Source organism: Flavobacterium sp. UBA4854 (assembly GCF_002399805.1).
GTDB lineage: Bacteria > Bacteroidota > Bacteroidia > Flavobacteriales > Flavobacteriaceae > Flavobacterium > Flavobacterium ginsengisoli.
Genome location: NZ_DHEI01000035.1, coordinates 30,638 through 49,781, shown reverse-complemented (window position 1 = coordinate 49,781; position 19,144 = coordinate 30,638). Strand labels below are relative to the sequence as shown.

At 36.3% G+C, this 19,144-nt stretch carries 9 protein-coding genes; 8 read left to right on the top strand and 1 reads right to left on the bottom strand.

Annotation, left to right across the window (positions count from 1 at the left end; all coding sequences use genetic code 11):
• The coding region (gene priA, locus B3J44_RS04650; protein ID WP_286966098.1) for a replication restart helicase PriA at positions 1-1,740 on the top strand (1,740 nt) is incomplete at its 5' end.
• 9 nt (positions 1,741-1,749) lie between these two features.
• On the opposite strand, the gene B3J44_RS04645 is transcribed toward priA, so the two are convergent.
• Positions 1,750-2,448, bottom strand: a complete 699-nt coding sequence (locus B3J44_RS04645; RefSeq protein WP_008463025.1) for a LytR/AlgR family response regulator transcription factor — start codon at positions 2,446-2,448, stop codon at positions 1,750-1,752.
• A 177-nt stretch (positions 2,449-2,625) separates the two neighbouring features.
• Between B3J44_RS04645 and rpsF the strand changes: the two genes are divergently transcribed.
• From rpsF to B3J44_RS04610, 7 genes are all read left to right on the top strand, one after another.
• Positions 2,626-2,967, top strand: a complete 342-nt coding sequence (gene rpsF / locus B3J44_RS04640) for a 30S ribosomal protein S6 (protein WP_068842999.1) — start codon at positions 2,626-2,628, stop codon at positions 2,965-2,967.
• 5 nt (positions 2,968-2,972) lie between these two features.
• Positions 2,973-3,269, top strand: coding sequence for a 30S ribosomal protein S18 (gene rpsR, locus B3J44_RS04635; RefSeq protein ID WP_002987043.1), 297 nt, complete (start codon positions 2,973-2,975; stop codon positions 3,267-3,269).
• Between the two features lie 66 nt (positions 3,270-3,335).
• Positions 3,336-3,776 (top strand): 50S ribosomal protein L9, encoded by a 441-nt coding sequence (rplI, locus tag B3J44_RS04630; RefSeq protein ID WP_198856110.1) that lies wholly within the window; start codon positions 3,336-3,338, stop codon positions 3,774-3,776.
• Positions 3,777-3,908: 132 nt separating this feature from the next.
• Complete coding sequence (locus B3J44_RS04625; protein WP_198856109.1) at positions 3,909-4,382, top strand: DUF6495 family protein; 474 nt, start codon at positions 3,909-3,911, stop codon at positions 4,380-4,382.
• A 1,175-nt stretch (positions 4,383-5,557) separates the two neighbouring features.
• Positions 5,558-16,660, top strand: coding sequence for a gliding motility-associated C-terminal domain-containing protein (locus B3J44_RS04620; protein WP_286966097.1), 11,103 nt, complete (start codon positions 5,558-5,560; stop codon positions 16,658-16,660).
• A gap of 47 nt (positions 16,661-16,707) precedes the next feature.
• The gene (locus tag B3J44_RS04615) at positions 16,708-17,640 is read left to right on the top strand and encodes a PorP/SprF family type IX secretion system membrane protein (RefSeq protein WP_198856107.1); all 933 of its coding nucleotides are present in this window, start codon (positions 16,708-16,710) and stop codon (positions 17,638-17,640) included.
• A gap of 11 nt (positions 17,641-17,651) precedes the next feature.
• Positions 17,652-19,144: tetratricopeptide repeat protein (locus tag B3J44_RS04610; protein WP_286966096.1), on the top strand; the 1,493-nt coding region annotated here is incomplete at its 3' end.

Sequence of the window (19,144 nt, the reverse complement as noted above, 5' to 3'; positions counted from 1 at the left end):
GAAGTTTCAAATGTAACAGCTGCAGTTGTAAAGGCTTTAATTGAAAAAGAAATATTCGAAGAATATTATTTACAGCATGATCGTGTTACATTTAGTGGAGAAATATCGGATAAAGAATTGCAGTTGAGCAAAGCTCAAGAGAATGCTTTTTTGGCTATAAAAGATAGTTTTTTAGAGAAAGAAGTCTGTTTGCTTCATGGTGTGACCTCAAGTGGAAAAACAGAGATTTATATTAAGCTGATAGAAGAGTATTTGCATACTGATAAACAGGTTTTATATCTACTTCCAGAAATTGCCCTTACTACTCAGTTAGTTTCTAGATTGCGTCTTCATTTTGGAGATAAAGTAGCTGTTTTTCATTCTAAATACAGCAATAATGAAAGAGTAGAGGTTTGGAGGCAAACGCTCGAGAATTCGCCAAAAGCGCAAATTGTGATAGGTGCAAGATCTGCTTTGTTTTTACCTTTTAATGAATTAGGATTACTGATTGTTGACGAAGAGCACGAGCAGACTTTTAAACAAACTGATCCTGCGCCAAGATACCATGCTAGAGACGCTGCAATTGTTTTAGCTAATTTCCATAAAGCTAAAGTGTTGTTAGGTTCTGCGACTCCAAGCATCGAAACCTATTTTAATACACAAAACGATAAATACGGATTGGTAACGCTTTCTGAACGTTATAAAAATGTGCGTTTGCCTGAAGTGCTTTTAGTCGATTTAAAAGACAAGCATTTCAGAAAAAAAATGACAGGGCATTTTAGCGATCTTTTAATTGAAGAAATTGCAGAATCTTTGTCATTGGGTGAACAGGTTATTTTATTTCAAAATAGAAGAGGATATTCGCCAATAATAGAGTGTATGACTTGTGGTCATGTTCCGCATTGCCAGCAGTGCGATGTAAGTTTGACTTATCATAAGCATAAAAATCAGTTGCGATGTCATTATTGCGGCTACTCAATTGCAAAGCCTACAAATTGTCATAGTTGCTCTAGTATAGATTTAACGACAAAAGGATTTGGAACCGAGCAAATAGAGCAGGAGTTGGCTTCTCTTTTTCCAAAAGCAAAAACTTCTAGAATGGATCAAGATACTACTAGAGGTAAATTTGGTTTTGAAAAAATAATTGATACGTTTAAAAATCGGGAAATCGATATTTTGGTAGGCACACAAATGTTAGCCAAAGGACTTGATTTTGATAATGTAGGTTTGGTGGGAATTATGAATGCCGATAACATGCTTCACCATCCAGATTTTAGAGCTTTTGAGCGCAGTTTTCAAATGATGACACAAGTTGCGGGAAGAGCAGGAAGATCGGAAAAACAAGGAAAGGTTGTAATTCAAACGTATAATCCAAATCATAATACAATTCAACAAGTTACAAATCATAATTATATGGGTATGTATAAAGAACAATTGTATGATAGACAAATTTATAGATATCCGCCTTATTTTAGGATTATTAAGCTTACGCTAAAGCACAAAGATTTTGATAAATTGAAAGAAGGAGCTATGTGGCTGTATCAGGTTTTAAGTCAAAACTTAGGGATGCCTGTTTTAGGTCCAGAAGAGCCTGCAATAAGTAGAATTCGAAACGAATACATTAGAACTATTTTAGTTAAAATTCCGCAGGAACATCATTTAGGAAACACAAAAAAAACTATTCAGAAAATGCTGAATAGTTTTGAAGCTGTGGCTCAATACAGAGCTATAAAAGTTGTGATTAATGTAGATTTTTATTAAAACAGTAATTTAAGAAGAGGTTGAAAGTGCTTTTACAAGATCTTCTTTTTTATTACGGCTTAAAGGTATTTTTGTGATCCCAATTTCGGCAAATTTGCTGTTAAAGCGTTCTACCTTATCTATATTGATGATGTACGATTTATGAACACGGATAAATTTGTCTTTCGATAAATCATTTTCGAAAGATTTCATAGTAGATAGAACCAGATTACTGTCGTCTTCGGTTACTACTCTTACGTAATCTCCAAAAGCTTCGATCCATTTTATTTTTGAAGTGAAGATTTTTAGTTTTTTTAGATTACTTTTGATGAAAATATGTTCGCCTTCTTCTTCTTTGATATCCTTTTTTAGCAAATGCATATCGATTGCCCTTTTTACAGAGGCGTTAAAACGGTCAACTGCAATTGGTTTTTGAAGATAGTCGGTAGCGTCGTAGTCAAAAGCTTTAAGGGCATATTCGGCTTTAGAAGTAATAAATATAATTTGCGGTTTTGATTTTAATCCGTCAAGAAAATCAAATCCGTTAATAACTGGCATTTCTATATCAAGAAAAATTAAGTCGATATTATTTAATGAGATACAACTTTTTGCTTCAATTGCATTAGAAAAATCCCCGATTAAATGCAAGCCTGGGTGATTATTTACCAATTTGGCAATAATTGTCCTTTGTATAGAACTATCATCTACAACAACACAGTTTAGTTTCATAACATTTAAATTTAGAATAAATTCAGGATAGCAGTAGTAAATGTATTATTTTTTTGTAAAAAAAACTAAGGTTGAGGCATCTTTTTTGCATTATGACGAATAAAAGAAAAAAAATGTTGGATATATGAATTTAATGCTTACTTTTGCACCCAATTTTAACAAATAAATTTTTTATTTATGAATCATTATGAAACTGTTTTCATTTTAAATCCCGTTTTATCTGAGGTTCAGGTGAAGGAAACAGTAACGAAATTTGAAGAATTTCTTACTAGTAGAGGAGCTGAAATGGTATCGAAAGAGGATTGGGGTCTTAAAAAAATGGCTTACGAAATCCAAAACAAAAAAAGTGGTTTTTACCATTTATTCGAATTCAAAGTAGCTGGAGAAGTTCTTTTAGCTTTTGAAACTGAATTCAGACGTGATGAAAGAGTTATGCGTTTCTTAACTGTAAGTTTAGATAAACATGCTATTTCATGGGCTGAGAGAAGAAGAGCAAAATTAAAATCTACTAAAGCGTAATTATTATGTCTACAATCGAACAATCTGCAAAAGGAAAAAAAGACGGAGATATCAGATATTTAACGCCTTTAAACATTGAAACTAACAAAACTAAAAAGTATTGCCGTTTCAAAAAATCAGGAATCAAATATATCGATTATAAAGATGCTGATTTCTTATTGAAATTCGTTAATGAGCAAGGAAAAATTCTTCCTCGTCGTTTAACTGGAACTTCATTAAAATACCAAAGAAAAGTTTCTGTAGCTGTAAAAAGAGCTCGTCACTTAGCTTTAATGCCATACGTGGCCGATTTATTAAAATAGTATAAAAACTCTAGTCGCTGGTTTCTGTTATGCAGAACCTAACTTCTAAAATTTAAGGACAACAACATGGAAATTATTTTAAAACAAGACGTACAGAACTTAGGATTTAAAGATGATGTAGTATCTGTAAAACCTGGTTACGGACGTAACTTTTTAATTCCTCAAGGATTCGCTACTTTAGCTACTCCTTCTGCTAAAAAAGTTTTAGCTGAAAACCTAAAACAAAGAGCACACAAAGAAGCTAAAATTGTTGCTGATGCTAAAGCATTAGCTGAAACATTAAAAGCTCTTGAAATTAAATTATCTGCAAAAGCTGGTGGAGAGAAACTTTTTGGTTCTATCACTAACATCGATATCGCTGAAGCTTTAGAGAAATCTGGTAACGCTATCGATAGAAAATTCATCACTAGCGGTGTTGTAAAACGTTTAGGTAAATACAATGCTACAGTTCGTTTACACAGAGATGTAATCGTTGAATTAGCTTACGAAATTGTTGCTGAAAAGTAATAGTTTTTAAATCTATACAAAAATCCCGATGAAAATCGGGATTTTTTTGTTTAATAAATATAGAAGCAATATTATTGAGCTCAAAAGTTTGTTTAAAGCTCATAATAGTAATGTATAAAGCAGCAATTAAAAATGAAGTACGCAAGATTAACAAAAGAGCAGTTTGACGAATTACATGCAGAATTTGCAAGTTTTTTGGCAACACAAGCAATAGATAGAAAAGAGTGGGAAGAGCTTAAGATCAATAAACCAGAAGTTGCAGAACAGGAACTTGATGTTTTTTCAGATCTGATTTGGGAAGGTGTTTTGTCGAGAGCCGAATATTTAGAACATTTTTCTAAGAACCATATTTTTCTATTTCATTGTTTCGATACTTACATTAAGTCAATTGTTTTGAAAACATTTTCTCCAGAGGTTGATTTTTTGACTAAAGATGGGCTTCAATGGTTAAGCGATAATATGTTTACAGAAAATATCGAAATGAAAGTAGGGAAAAAAGTATTTACAGATGAACGAAATTCTTCGATTTTTGAATTGATTAAACAAGGTGCTTTTTTAAGCGATGGACAGTTATTTAATCAAATTAATACAATTATAGAATCTTAAAGTAAGTTTTTAAGTTTGTAATAAAGCGGGCAATTATGAATTAATTGCCCGCTTTATGCGTTTTTTTAACTTTTGTTTAATTTTTTTAAGAATTTCAACCCCGTACTTCTACTTGTTTTTTTAGAATTTTCTAAAATTTTCTAAATTTTATATTTTGTGAAACAATTTTGTTGTATTTGGTCTTGATTACGGATAATTTCGTCGATTTATTTATTTTAATTGTAGGATTAAACTTATTATTTGTCAATTTAACATATTTTGTTTAATGTTTTGTTTAACTAGAAAACTACAAGATATTTATGTTAAAAGTAGCGTATTTTCTGATGTTTTGGTAGCTGTCTAATTTTAAAATGTACGTTTTAAGAATAAATTATAAGAATTTTATAGTTGTTTTATGTTTTTGTTTTTCCTAATTTTAGGTAACAAAAGTTAAACAAAGTTTTTCTTCTGGTTTTCAAGACATATTGGTATAAATTTATTTACCATGTTGTTAAGATTGAAAATTGAAAAATTATAAAATAACCTAATAAATCTGCGTATGGAATTGACAATTACTTTCTTTATCAAATTTACCTTAGTTGTTTACTTTATTCTAGCTTTATTTTTTATTTTATTAAGCTTACTACATTTCAACGATAAATTTAATCGTTACTCAATATTTAATTTCTTTTTTAAAGGTTTACATTTTAGTTTGCTGTCTTATTATTTTCCTATTCGAAGGGTTGTTTATAAGGAGCAAAAATTTTATTGAATATAACTAGATTCAAAATCGACTTTTTTAGTACGATAATTTTAAGAAAGGACTAATCAACTTTCTTAAAAAAATGAATTGACTATATATAGAGAGAATCCCCAGTTCTACTTCAACTAAAAATTTTCATTATGAAAATTAGACCTGCAACAAATCACTCCTCAGGGAAAATTGATTACAATCATTTTTTCCCGAAAAAAGCAGAACTTATTTTGTCTCTCGGAGATAGAATTTGTTCTCTGGTATATTCTGGTATACCAAATTCAACATAATTTTTTTTTAATAAAACAAAGTTTTTGAGCTCATTATAGGGCTGACTATTTTTTGTTTTAACTGTTTCATTTTTAATTGATTGTTTAATTGCGTAGGTGCTTGCACTTACTGCGAGAGGTGTTTTATTGTCCATTTTCTAATCTTCCAAATTATGAAAAAAAAATTTACTTTTTGTAGTCTCAATCCTCAAATGAGATTATTAGGACTTTTAACTTTATTCTTAGTATGCACTAATGCATTCTCTCAGACTATTTGTAGACCAGTGTCTCAAACAAATAGTACGGGAGGAGGACTTTTGTGTATAGGAGTAGATGTTAATAGTCCCGCCAATGCTTTTGATAGCGCTGGCTTATCCACTTATGCAACCTTATCAAATGGTGTTGCAGTGGCTGGGTGTTTTGCAGAAGAAACAATGACTTTAAGCCAAACGGCCCGAGCCGGTGATCAAGTTGCAATATACTTTGGTACCGGCAACGGATTGCTTGATTTAACTTTGTTATCAAATGCAACGGTTCAAGCTAAAAATTCTGGAGCTAATGTAGGTTCAAGTGTAGCTTTAAACAGTCCGCTTTTAAATTTAAACTTATTAAGCGGTAATACTGTTGCGGTTGCCAAATTTCCTATTACAGGTGATACCAACCAGATTCAAATTCAAGTTGGAGGTGGTTTGGTAGCTCTTTTAGCAACCTTGAGAGTTTACGATGTTAGGCTTGAATTTGCGCAACCAACTGTATCTGGTGGTTTATCACAGACTATTTGTGCGGGAGTTCCAACAACTCTTACAGCAACACCAGCTGCGGGTACTACGCTAGCTTGGTATAGTTCTGAATTTTCAACAACTGCTTTGGCAGTAGGAAATACTTATACAACTCCTGCCTTAACAGCAAATACGACATATTATATAGGAATAACTAGAGCTGCAGGTTGCGAAGGAAATGTTCGTGTGCCTGTGGTTTTGAATGTTTCCAATCCAATCATTCCAGCAGTTAGTAATGTTGGAACAACGGTTTGTTCGACAGGTGCAACTCAGCAAACGACTTTATCGGTTGTAAATGCTGCCCCTGGAACAACTTACAACTGGTACTCTTCGTCAACTGGTGGTCCTATTTTATCTAGCGGAACTACTTATTCTCCAACAGTACCTTTAGGGACAACTCAATTTTTTGTGGAGGCTGCTATTGGCAGTTGTGTTAGTTCGCGTACTTCGGTTAGTGTCACTTCTACAGCGATACCTGCTACACCTACAATTCTTACACAAAGTGTAACCATACAATCTGGCCAAAATGCAACTTTAAGCGCCACAGGAGATGTGGGGACACAATTAAATTGGTACGAAACTGCAACTGGCGGAACAGCTGTTGCAACGAATACATCAACTTTTACTACACCAATTTTAACGGCTACCAAAACCTACTATGTTGAAGCGCAAAGTGCTAACGGAAATTGTGTTAGCGCAACGAGAGTTCCGGTTACGGTTACGGTTCAGCCTGCAGCATTAGGAGGATGTCTTGAAGCTAGCAGTCAAGTAACTAGTCAAGTTGGGATATGTTTATTGTGTAGTGCAACTAATTTGAGTAATTCTGTAGATGGTAATCCTGGAACTGCAGCAAGTTTAAGTGTTCCAGTTGGAGTTGCTGCATCAATTCAGCAAACATTACAATTTACTAATCCAGGGAAAGCGGGTGATATTGTTGATGTCGATTTGGAATTACCTGGAGGTCTCGCTGATCTCTCTTTATTAGGAGCTGTGAGCTTGGCAACTTATAATGGTACAATATATAATAATGATAGAGTAGCTATAACAAATCCTTTAATTAATTTACAATTATTGTCTGGAAATCGCTTTAGAGCAAGTGTAACTGCAGGAGCTAATTTTGATCGCGTAGAGATTCGATTGGGAGCTGTGGCAACAGTTTTGTCTACATTAAATATTTATCAGGCAACATATCGTTACAAAGCACCAGTTGTTACAGGAAATACGGCTATTTGTAGCGGAACAACAACAACATTAACTGCAGCACTTGCAGTGGGTGAAACAGTTAAGTGGTATAATGTTGCTACGGGTGGTACTTCTTTAGCCTCTACAGCTGCATTTACAACACCAGCTTTAACTACACCAACGACTTATTATCTTGAAGTTACTAGAAACGGTTGTGTAAATAGCGTAAGATCTTCGGTTCAAGTATTAATTGATAACCCTGTTTTACCTACTATTACAGCATCGCCTTCAACTATTTGCAGTGGGCAATCCACAACATTATCCGTAGATGCTCCAGTTGCAGGTACTGATTATAATTGGTATGATGCTCCAACAGGCGGCAATTTAGTATTTACAGGAACTACGTTTACAACACCAGCTTTAACTGCAGATGTTACATACCATGTTGAAGCAGTTATTGGCAGTTGTTCGATTACAACGCGTACTGCTGTGCCACTGACAGTTAATCCTTTGCCAGCAACACCTACTTTTGCATCTTCAGATGTTCTTATTCAGTCAGGGCAAACAGTTACCTTGCAGGTTCAAAATCCAGTTGGAGGTGTTCGATACAATTGGTATGATGCAGCAACAGGAGGTGCTTCTGTAGCTTTTAATACAACTAGCTTTACTCCGAGTCCAGCTTTAATTGCTAACAAAACTTATTATGTTGAAGCTTCGAATGTGTTAACAGATTGCGCAAACCCAGTTAGAGGAATTATAAATGTTACTGTAATCAATGCAATAAGCAACTGTCTTAGAGCCAATTCTCAAGTGGTAACAAAAGGCGGTTTAACGGGCTGTTTATCATGTGGTTCGGTGAATGACGGAAATTCTATTGATAGTGACAACACTACAGCAGCTACACTTTCAGTGCCTTTAGGCGTAGTTGATTATATTCAACAGACATTGACTTTTACTTCTTCAGGACAAGCAGGTGATATTATTGATGTGGAATTAGGTATTCCTACAGGATTACTTGATATTAGCGCACTTTCTAATATTAGCTTAGAAAGTTTTAATGGAGGGAATCCAAATGGTGATCAGACTAATATTAGCTCATTATTAAATGTACAGCTTTTAGGAGGTAATCGTTTTAGAGCAAGTCTTGTTGCGGCTGGAGCATTTACAAGTGTTCAGATTCGCTTAACAGGACTATTAACTGCACTTTCTTCTTTAGATATATATGATGCTTCTTACAGATTTGCAAATGCTACCATTACAGGAGCAGCAACGCCGATCTGTGAAGGACAGACAGCTTCGTTGTCAGCTTCGTCAACAGGGGGAGAAACTTTTGTTTGGTATGACGCTTCTACAGGAGGCAATATTGTAAGTGTAGCTCCAACAGCTCCATTAACAACAACAACGACATACTATTTAGAAGCTACACGTGGAGGAACTTGTGTAAACAGTTTACGTCAAGCAGTTACTGTTAATGTATTGCCAATTCCAACAGGTGCAAACATTAATATTGCTACTCCTATTGAAGCAACTTGTGCAGGAGTGGCAGTAATAGCTCCTACAACAACAATTGCTGGAGCTACATTTAAATATTATACAGATCAGACTAAAGCTCAAGAAATTGTAAATGGAACTACAATTGGAACTGCAACTTTTGCTAAAGATGCTAATGGAGTACTTACGATTTCAGGTTTAACTGGTACTACGCACAATTATTATATCTCTGCAGTAAATGGCGGTACGTGTGAAAATGGTGCTGGAGATTTGAAGCTAGTGACTGTTAACTTGCCTTCAGTCACACCTTTGACTGTTATTCCTACGCCACTGCAAGCTTGTGGTAGTGCTAATTTAGCTAATGCAATTACTAATTTTGATTCAACTGTTACTTATACTTTTTATGATCCTTCAAATAATGTAATGACAGCCGATGCTGCTGCAAATGTAACAGTGAGTGGTACTTATTCTATACAAGCACAGAGTACTACAAGCACTTGTCCGTCAGCGAAACAGTCTGTTACGGTAACAATTAATCAAGTGCCAACTTTAGTGGTGACCAATCCGCAAGAATCTGTAAATGTTGGAACTGATGTTGCCTTAAATGCTACTTCTACAGGAACCATTACATGGTTTAATCCACAAGGAGTTGCCCTTACAGGTCCTCCGTTTACAACTGGTCCGTTGAACGTTCCAGGAGTTTATACTTATACGGCTGTTGCAACTATTGGTACTTGTACTACTACTGCAACTAAGATAATCAATGTGATAGATCTTACAAGCTGTCAAAACTTAACAGAACGAGTTTATGCTACAACACAAACTAAAGGTTCTATAATTACAGGGGATGTTACAAATGGAACAAATGCAGTCGATGGAAACCCTCAAACATTTTCAACAATTACGACAGGTTTAGGGCTTTTAGGTGTTGGGACAACATGGCAAAATCTAACTTGGTCTTCTACTATAGCTAAAGGTACTCCAGTTACAGTTAAATTAGGTTCTGAATATAGTTTATTGGCTGTTGGTCAGAATTTATCAGTAGTGGGGACAAAAAATGGCAATCTTATTGGGGCAATGCAGCCAGTATCAGGATCATTATTAAACTTAATCTCAGGAGATAATACTTACGAGTTTACATTTGTTCCTTCAGATGCATCTGGGCCACAAGATTATGATGGTATTCGTATTGTATCTTCTTCAGTTTTAAGTGTTGCTCAAAGTACAAAAGTCTTTGATGCTCATTATAATAAACCAGTTACCTCTGTAACTTGTACTCCAGGAGATATTCAGGATATTTTTTACGGTGCAACAGATATAAATCTTCCTGTGGGCGCAGCAACTGCTTTAATAGGAGTAAGTGATGCTTGGAATGTTGCTGATAATGACGTAACAACTTTTGCTACAATGTATAGTGGAGTTGGGGTTGCGGCAGCTGCAGATTTGACGGTGCAATTTAAAACACCTTCTGTTCTTAGTGATACATTAAGAATTGTAGTTTCTAAACCTGGTGCTCTTTTAACGGTTAATCTACTTACAGGATTCTCAGTTCAACGTTATTTAGGAAATGTAGCGGTTGGTGCTCCAATCCAAAATACGAGTCAATTATTAAGTATAAAACTATTGCCAGGAAATTCTTTGGCAATGGTATTGGTATCTTCTCCAACAGAAATTTACGATAGAGTTAGAATTCGTTTAGGTGGTGTCGTAGGAGTGCTAGATTTCTTAAGAGTTCATACTGTAGAAAGAACAGCCAATACAACCGTCATTGGAGCAGATCCTCAAAATAAGATTACGGTCTGTCCAGGAACCGATATTACGCTCCAGATACCAGAAGTGGCTTGTTCTACTTATCGATGGTACGATGCACAGACAGGTGGAAACTTAGTTGCAAGCGGGCCAACTTTCACAGTGCCGGATAATTTAACTGCAGGTATTTACAGATATTATGTGCAGCCAGTACGTTATGGCTGTGAAAGTTATGCAAGAGGAGAAGTTACTGTTGAAGTAAAAGGTACTGCTCCAGTAAATGCTTTGGCTAATATTACATTAAATGGAGGAACTGCAACTTCAATTTGTTCAGCTTCAGGATCTGTAACTTTAGCAACAGGATTAACAGGAACACCTGCTTTAACGAATCCTGTTTATCATTGGTATAAATTAAATGGTTCAACAACTGACTTAGTTACAGGTGAAACAACTGCTCAGTTGATAGTTAATGGATTAATTCCAGGAACTTATACTTATTTTGTTGGAGTGAGTTCAGATGAATTGTGTGAAACTGCAGCTGCAGATAGAAAACAAATCACATTTACAATTTTACCTCCATCAACAGTAAACGATATTTTAGTAGATGATGTAACGGTTTGCCCAGGCTTATCAGCATCATTAACTCCAACAGCACCTACATTATCAAGCCCTTTATTTACTTGGTATTTAGATGCAAATAAAACACAGCCTATTACAAATGGAGCTGTTATAGCGGGAGTTACTTATACAATAAATGCTGCAGGTATTTTGACTGCCGCAGGTTTGACAAAAGCAGTAAGTCCAATAACATATTATGTTGCTGTGTCAAGCACTAATACTTGCGAAAATTTAGCAGGAACATTGCAACATGCAGCAATTATAGTTAGTGACCCAAATACACCAACAACGACAAATATGACTCAGAATTTCTGTTTGTCTAGTGCATCGACGGTTGCTAATATCCAAGTGAATGAAAGTAATGTAATTTGGTATGATGCAGCTACAGGAGGAAATGCATTTGCATCAACAGATCTATTAACAGGCAGAATCTACTATGGAGCCGCAACAGATGTGCTAACAAGTTGTGAAAGTTCAGTAAGATTGGCAGTTACAGTAAATGTAAACGATCCAGGAACTCCAACATTAGTGACAGCGGGAACGCAAAATTTCTGTACAGTTAATGCGCCAACATTTGCAAGCGTTCAGTTTAATGAATCGAATATTGTTTGGTACACGGCTTTAACAGGCGGAACATTGATTCCTTCTACGACGGCTTTAACCACCGGTACATATTATGCGGCTATTAAGGACGCGACCACAAACTGCGAAAGCAATACAAGACTTCCAGTTGCAGTCAATGTTACCGATCCGGCAACTCCAACAACTACACAAAGCACTCAGAATTTCTGTCTGTCTTCTGCTTCAACAGTTGCCAATATCCAAGTGAATGAAAGCAATGTGGTTTGGTACGATGCGGATACAGGAGGAAACCTTTTTGCATCAACGGATGCATTGGTAAGCAGAATCTACTATGGAGCAATTAAAGATCCAATTACAGACTGCGAGAGTTCAGTGAGATTAGAAGTTACAGTAATTGTAAACGATCCTGGAACTCCAACATTAGTGACTGCAGGAACACAAAACTTCTGTACAGTTAACGCGCCAACTTTTGCAAGCATTCAGTTTAATGAATCGAATATTGTATGGTATACAGCTGCAACAGGCGGAACATTAATAGCTCCGACAACAGCTTTAACCAGCGGTACTTATTATGCGGCAATTAATGATCTTACAACAAACTGCGAAAGCGCTACCAGACTTCTAGTTGCAGTCAATGTTACAGATCCTGCAACGCCAACAACGACAGATACTACTCAGGATTTCTGTCTGTCTGCTGCAGCAACAGTTGCCAATATCCAAGTAAATGAAAGCAATGTGGTTTGGTATGACGCGGCTACAGGAGGAACAGCATTTGCTTCAACAGACCTATTAACAGGCAGAATCTACTATGGTGCAATTAAAGATCCGGTTACAGACTGTGAGAGTTTAGTGAGATTGGCAGTGACAGTAAACTTAAACGATCCAGGAACTCCTACTTTAGTTACAACTGGAACACAAAACTTCTGTAAGGTTAATGGACCTACTTTTGCAAGTGTTCAGTTTAATGAATCGAATATTGTATGGTATACAGCTCTAACAGGCGGAACATTGATTTCTTCTGCTACGGCTTTAACCAGCGGTACATATTATGCGGCAATTAAAGATCTTACAACAAACTGCGAAAGTGCGACAAGACTTCCAGTTGATGTTATTGTGACAGATCCAGCAACGCCAACAACTACACAGAGTACTCAGAATTTCTGTCTATCTTCAGCTTCAACAGTTGCCAATATCCAAGTGAATGAAAGCAATGTAGTTTGGTATGATGCAGCTACAGGAGGAAATGCATTTGCTTCAACAGATGCATTAACAGGCAGAATCTATTATGGAGCAATTAAAGATCCGGTTACAGACTGCGAAAGTTCAGTAAGATTGGCAGTTACAGTAAATGTAAACGATCCGGGAACTCCAACATTGGTGACAGCGGGAACGCAAAATTTCTGTACAGTTAATGCGCCAACATTTGCTAGCGTTCAGTTTAATGAATCGAATATTGTTTGGTACACGGCTTTAACAGGCGGAACATTGATTCCATCTGTAACGGCTTTAACTAGCGGTACATATTATGCAGCAATTAAAGATCTTACAACAAACTGCGAAAGCGCTACAAGACTTCCAGTTGCAGTCAATGTTACAGATCCTGCAACTCCAACAACTACACAAAGCACTCAGAATTTCTGTCTGTCTGCTGCTGCAACAGTTGCCAATATCCAGGTGAATGAAAGCAATGTGGTTTGGTACGATGCGGCTACGGCAGGAAACCTTTTTGCATCAACAGATGCATTGGTAAGCAGAATCTACTATGGAGCAGTAAAAGATCCGGTTACAGGATGCGAAAGTTCAATAAGATTGGCAGTTACAGTAAATGTAAACGATCCGGGAACCCCTACTTTAGTTACAGCGGGAACTCAAAACTTCTGTAAGGAAGACCAGCCAACATTTGCAAGCATTCAGACTAATCAAACAAACATTGTCTGGTATACAGCTCTAACAGGCGGAACAGCAATTGCTCCGACAGCAGTTCTAACTACAGGCCAGTATTTTGCTGCGATTTCAGATCCGACAACAGGCTGCGAAAGCGCTGTAAGATTAGCGGTTAATGTAAATGTAAGCGATCCTGGAACTCCAACCTTAGTGACTGCGGGAACACAAAACTTCTGTACAGTTAATGCGCAAACATTTGCAAGCGTTCAGTTTAATGAAGCTAATATTGTATGGTATACAGCTACAACAGGCGGAACACTAATAGCTCCGACAACAGCTTTAACCAGCGGAACATATTATGCGGCAATTAAAGACGCGGCTACAAACTGCGAAAGCGCTACAAGACTCTCAGTTAATGTGATTGTGACAGATCCTGCAACGCCAACAACTACAGATGCTACTCAGAATTTCTGTCTGTCTGCTGCTGCAGCAGTTGCCAATATCCAAGTGAATGAAAGCAACGTGGTTTGGTACGATGCGGCTACGGCAGGAAACCTTTTTGCATCAACAGATGCATTGGTAAGCAGAATCTATTATGGAGCAGTAAAAGATCCGGTTACAGGATGCGAAAGTTCAGTAAGATTGGCAGTTACAGTAATTGTAAACGATCCGGGAATCCCTACTTTAGTTACAGCGGGAACACAAAACTTCTGTAAGGAAGACCAGCCAACATTTGCAAGCATTCAGACTAATCAAACAAATATTGTCTGGTATACAGCTCTAACAGGCGGAACAGCAATTGCTCCGACAGCAGTTCTAACGACAGGGCAGTATTTTGCTGCGATTTCAGATCCGACAACAGGCTGCGAAAGCGCTGTAAGATTAACGGTTAATGTAAATGTAAGCGATCCTGGAACTCCAACATTAGTAACTGCGGGAACACAAAACTTCTGTACAGTAAATGCGCCAACATTTGCAAGTGTTCAGTTTAATGAATCGAATATTGTTTGGTACACTGCTTTAACAGGCGGAACACTAATAGCTCCGACAACAGTTTTAACAAGCGGTACATATTATGCGGCTATTAAAGACGCGGCTACAAGCTGCGAAAGTGCAACAAGACTCTCAGTTGCAGTCAATGTTACAGATCCTGCAACGCCAACGACAAATGCTGCAGCGCAGACTTTCTGTACAGGAACAAATCCAACAGTTGCCAATATTCAAGTGAATGAAAGCAATGTAGTTTGGTATGCTACACAAACTGGAGGAACGGCTTTTGCTTCAACAGATGCATTAACTACAAGAACTTATTTTGGAGCAATAAAAGATCCAACAACAGGATGTGAAAGCAGTGTAAGATTGCAAGTGGCTGTAACAGTTGGTAATACATTAAATCCAACAACAAATAATACAGCACAAACTTTCTGTTCTGTAAATGGGCCAACTGTTGAAAGTATACAAGTTAACGAAAGCAATGTAACATGGTTTACTGCTGCAACAGGAGGAACGGCAATACCAGCAGGCACATTACTTGCTTCTGGAATTTATTACGGAAATATTGTTGATCCGTCTGGTTGTGAAAGCTCAACTCGTTTACAGGTAACGGTTACAGTAAACAATCCAAGTTCAACACCAACTACAAATGATACAACTCAAAACTTCTGTACATTAAATTCGCCAACAGTTGCAAACATCCAAGTTAACGAAGCAAATGTTGTGTGGTATAGTACAGCGACAGGCGGAACAGCAATTCCACCAGCAACAGCTCTAGAAACAGGCACTTACTATGGTGCAGTTTCAAGCGCTAATGGTTGTGAGAATCCTGTAAGATTAGCAGTAATTGTAAATGTGAATTCTCCAAGTGTAATAACAACACCAAGAACAACGCAAACATTCTGTTTATCTGCTATACCAACTTTAGCGAATATTTTTGTAAATGAAGCAAATGTAGTTTGGTATGCCTCTGCGACTGGAGGAACACCATTAGCAAATACTACTCCGCTTACTGCGACAACTTATTATGCGGGAGCATTGGCTAACACGTTTAATGGCTGTGATAACGGACCGAGATTAGGTGTTACAATTGCATTCGAAAACGATGCTGCAGTTCAGATCACATCTACAGATGATACTCCATGTGTTTTCAAAGGTGTAACTTATTCAATTGCAAATGGTAAGTCTAATTACGTATGGACGATTAACGGTGGTACAATTATTTCAGGTGGAGGTACAAACGACGGATCTGTAACAGTTTCTTGGTCAGATATTGGTCCTGGAACAGTAACGGTAGCTTATGTTAATAATTGTGACGAAAGAACAATTAAGACTTTAAATGTTACTGTTGCTAGTTGTTCAGATTTAACAATTACTCACACTGTAGATAATCCAACTCCGAATTTTGGAGATCAGGTAACATTTACAATAACGGTAAATAATGTAGGCGAGGGCGATTTTATAAATACGATCGTTAGTGATTTACTTCCAAGTGGTCTGCAATTAGTAAGTTCATCTGCAACAGCAGGAACATACGATCCAGCAACACAGGTTTGGACAATTCCATCATTAAATGCTGGACAAAGTGTAGTACTGACAGTGGTTGCAGAAGTGTTGCCAAGCGGAAACTACACAAGTGTCGCAACCATCGAAATTTCGACTCCTTTAGATGTTGATACATCAAACAACTCAGCTTCAGTAACATTAGTGCCAATTTGTTTGACAGTTTACAATGAGTTTACTCCGAATAATGATGGTAAAAATGATTTGTTCAGAATTGATTGTATCGAGTCTCATCCAAACAACGAACTTAAAGTGTTTAATAGATATGGAGCGTTAGTGTATAGTAAAACACACTATGAGAATGATTGGGATGGTACAGCAAATGTATCCGGAGTTGTTAATAGAGGAGATATGTTGCCAACAGGTACTTATTTTTATGTGATAACCATTGGAGATGGAACGGTTAAAAAAGGCTGGTTATCTATTATGAGATAATCCACTTCTATTAATCATCTAATTAATTAAACTAAATAAGTATCGTTATGAAACTATATATAAAATCATTAGAAACGTATTTAATTTTAATATGTTCTTTTATCACGGTTTGTGCTTCGGCACAACAAGATCCCGAATATACCCAGTATATGTATAATACTATGGCGGTAAACCCAGCTTATGCTGGGTCTACCGGAACCATAGAAGCTGCTCTTTTATATCGTTCTCAATGGGTAGGAATGCCAGGTGCGCCAGAAACACAATCTTTCTCGATTCATTCTCCTCTTAGAAATGAAAAATTAGGATTGGGTTTGAGTGTTGTTAATGATAAAATTGGACCTTCCAACGAATTGTATCTTGATGGAAATTTCTCTTATTCAATCCCTCTTGGGTATGAAAAAAGATTGGCTTTTGGTATAAAAGCCGGTACGAGAGTGTTAAACATCGATTGGTCCAAAGGAAGATACTATGATGATGACGATGTTTTGTTAAATCAGAACATTAACAATCAGATGAAATTAGCAGTAGGGGCAGGTGTTTACTATTACACACAAAAATGGTATGTGGGATTCTCTATTCCAAGTTTTATTCAGAATGATTACTATGACGATGTAAAAGAATCTATAGATTATGATCGTTTGCACTACTATTTAATGGGAGGTTATGTTTTTGATTTGAATCCAAATTTGAAATTTAAACCAGCATTTTTAGTTAAAGCAGTCAGCGGAGCACCACTTACCGCAGATATATCAGCAAATTTCATGATTCAGGAAAAGTTTGTTATAGGAGGAGCATATCGAACAGATGATTCGATAAGCATATTGGCAGGTTTTCAAATATCACCAAGTTTCTATCTTGGATATGCTTTTGATTATACTGTAAGCCAATTGAATAAATACAATGATGGTTCTCATGAATTCATCTTGCGTTATCAATTTGTGAAAAACCAAAGCAAAATTAAATCTCCTCGATTCTTCTAAAAACAAAACTTATGAGAAAACTATATATCCTATGTTTAATTTTGAGCGTTACATTTAGTTTCGCTCAAAAAACTAATTTGAAGAAAGCTGATGCTTTGTTTAGAAACTTCTCGTACTTAGATGCCTCAAAAGCTTACGAAGAATGTTTGCAAAATATAAAAGATCCATCAGCACAGACTTTGAAGAATGCGGCAGATTCCTATTATTTTATTTCCGATTCTAGAAATGCCCTTAAATGGTATAGAAAATTGTATGAAGTTCAAGGAAATAATCTGACTGATATTTATTACCTACGCTATATTCAATCTATGAAAGCCGTTATGGATTATGACGAAGCCGATAAAATCACAAAAGAATATTTAGATAAAAAAGGCGATAAAGCAGAGATTAATAGATACGTTGCCCAAAAAAAATACATGGACAGCGTTGCAAAAGCAAAACCTCTTTATACGATTAAAAATCTTGATATTAATACCAGCAAATCAGATTTTGGAGCCACATTTTTTAAAGACAATATAGTATTTACATCTGCGCGAGACACGACAAAGTTCAGCGAAAAATTGTATACTTGGAACAATCAGCCTTTTCTTAATTTGTACGTTGCTGAGAGAAATCCAGCAGATGGAAGCTTATTTAACGAAACAGTTTTTATTCCAAACGTCATGACTAAATACCATGAGGCAACAGCCAGTTTTGATAGCGAAGGAAAAACAATGTATTATTCAACCAATATTGTTAAGAAAAACAAACTAGTCGTTGATGAAGCAAAAGTCAATAATTTTCAAATTATCAAAGGATCAATTGTTAACAATAAACTAGAAAATCCGCAGAAAGTATTTTTTGACAGCAACGATTACTCTGTTGGACATCCTGCATTAAGCGAAGATGGACAATTTCTCTTCTTTGCTTCAGATATGCCAGGAGGACAAGGCGAAACCGATCTTTATATGGTGAAAATTGCAGCAGACGGTACAATGAGTTCGCCTCAGAATCTAGGGGCAAATATTAACACCATTGGTAATGAGGTTTTTCCATTCTTCCAAAACGGAGTCTTATATTTTTCTTCTGATGGACATTACGGATGGGGAGATTTGGATGTTTACGAAAGTAAACTTCTGCCAGATGGAACTTTTTCTACACCAAAAAACCTTGGAGCACCTATAAATAGCAATAAAGACGACTTTTCTTTTATAATTGATAAGACAGATTCTTACGGCTATTTTTCTTCAAATAGAGAAGGAGGAAAAGGTGATGATGACATTTATTCTTTTGTAAAAGGAAAACCTGTTTGCAATCAAAGTATTTCTGGAATGGCTATAGATCACAAATCGAAAAAGCCTTTAACAGATGTTACAATAATGGCTTACAATTCTTTTAGCGAAATTTTAGGTGAAACCAAAACAAATTTTGACGGAAAATATGCAATCGAAGTGCCTTGTAACAAAGTTGTCAAAATGATTGCGGCAAAACCAAATTACAGCAGTGACGATAAAACTGTAGAAAC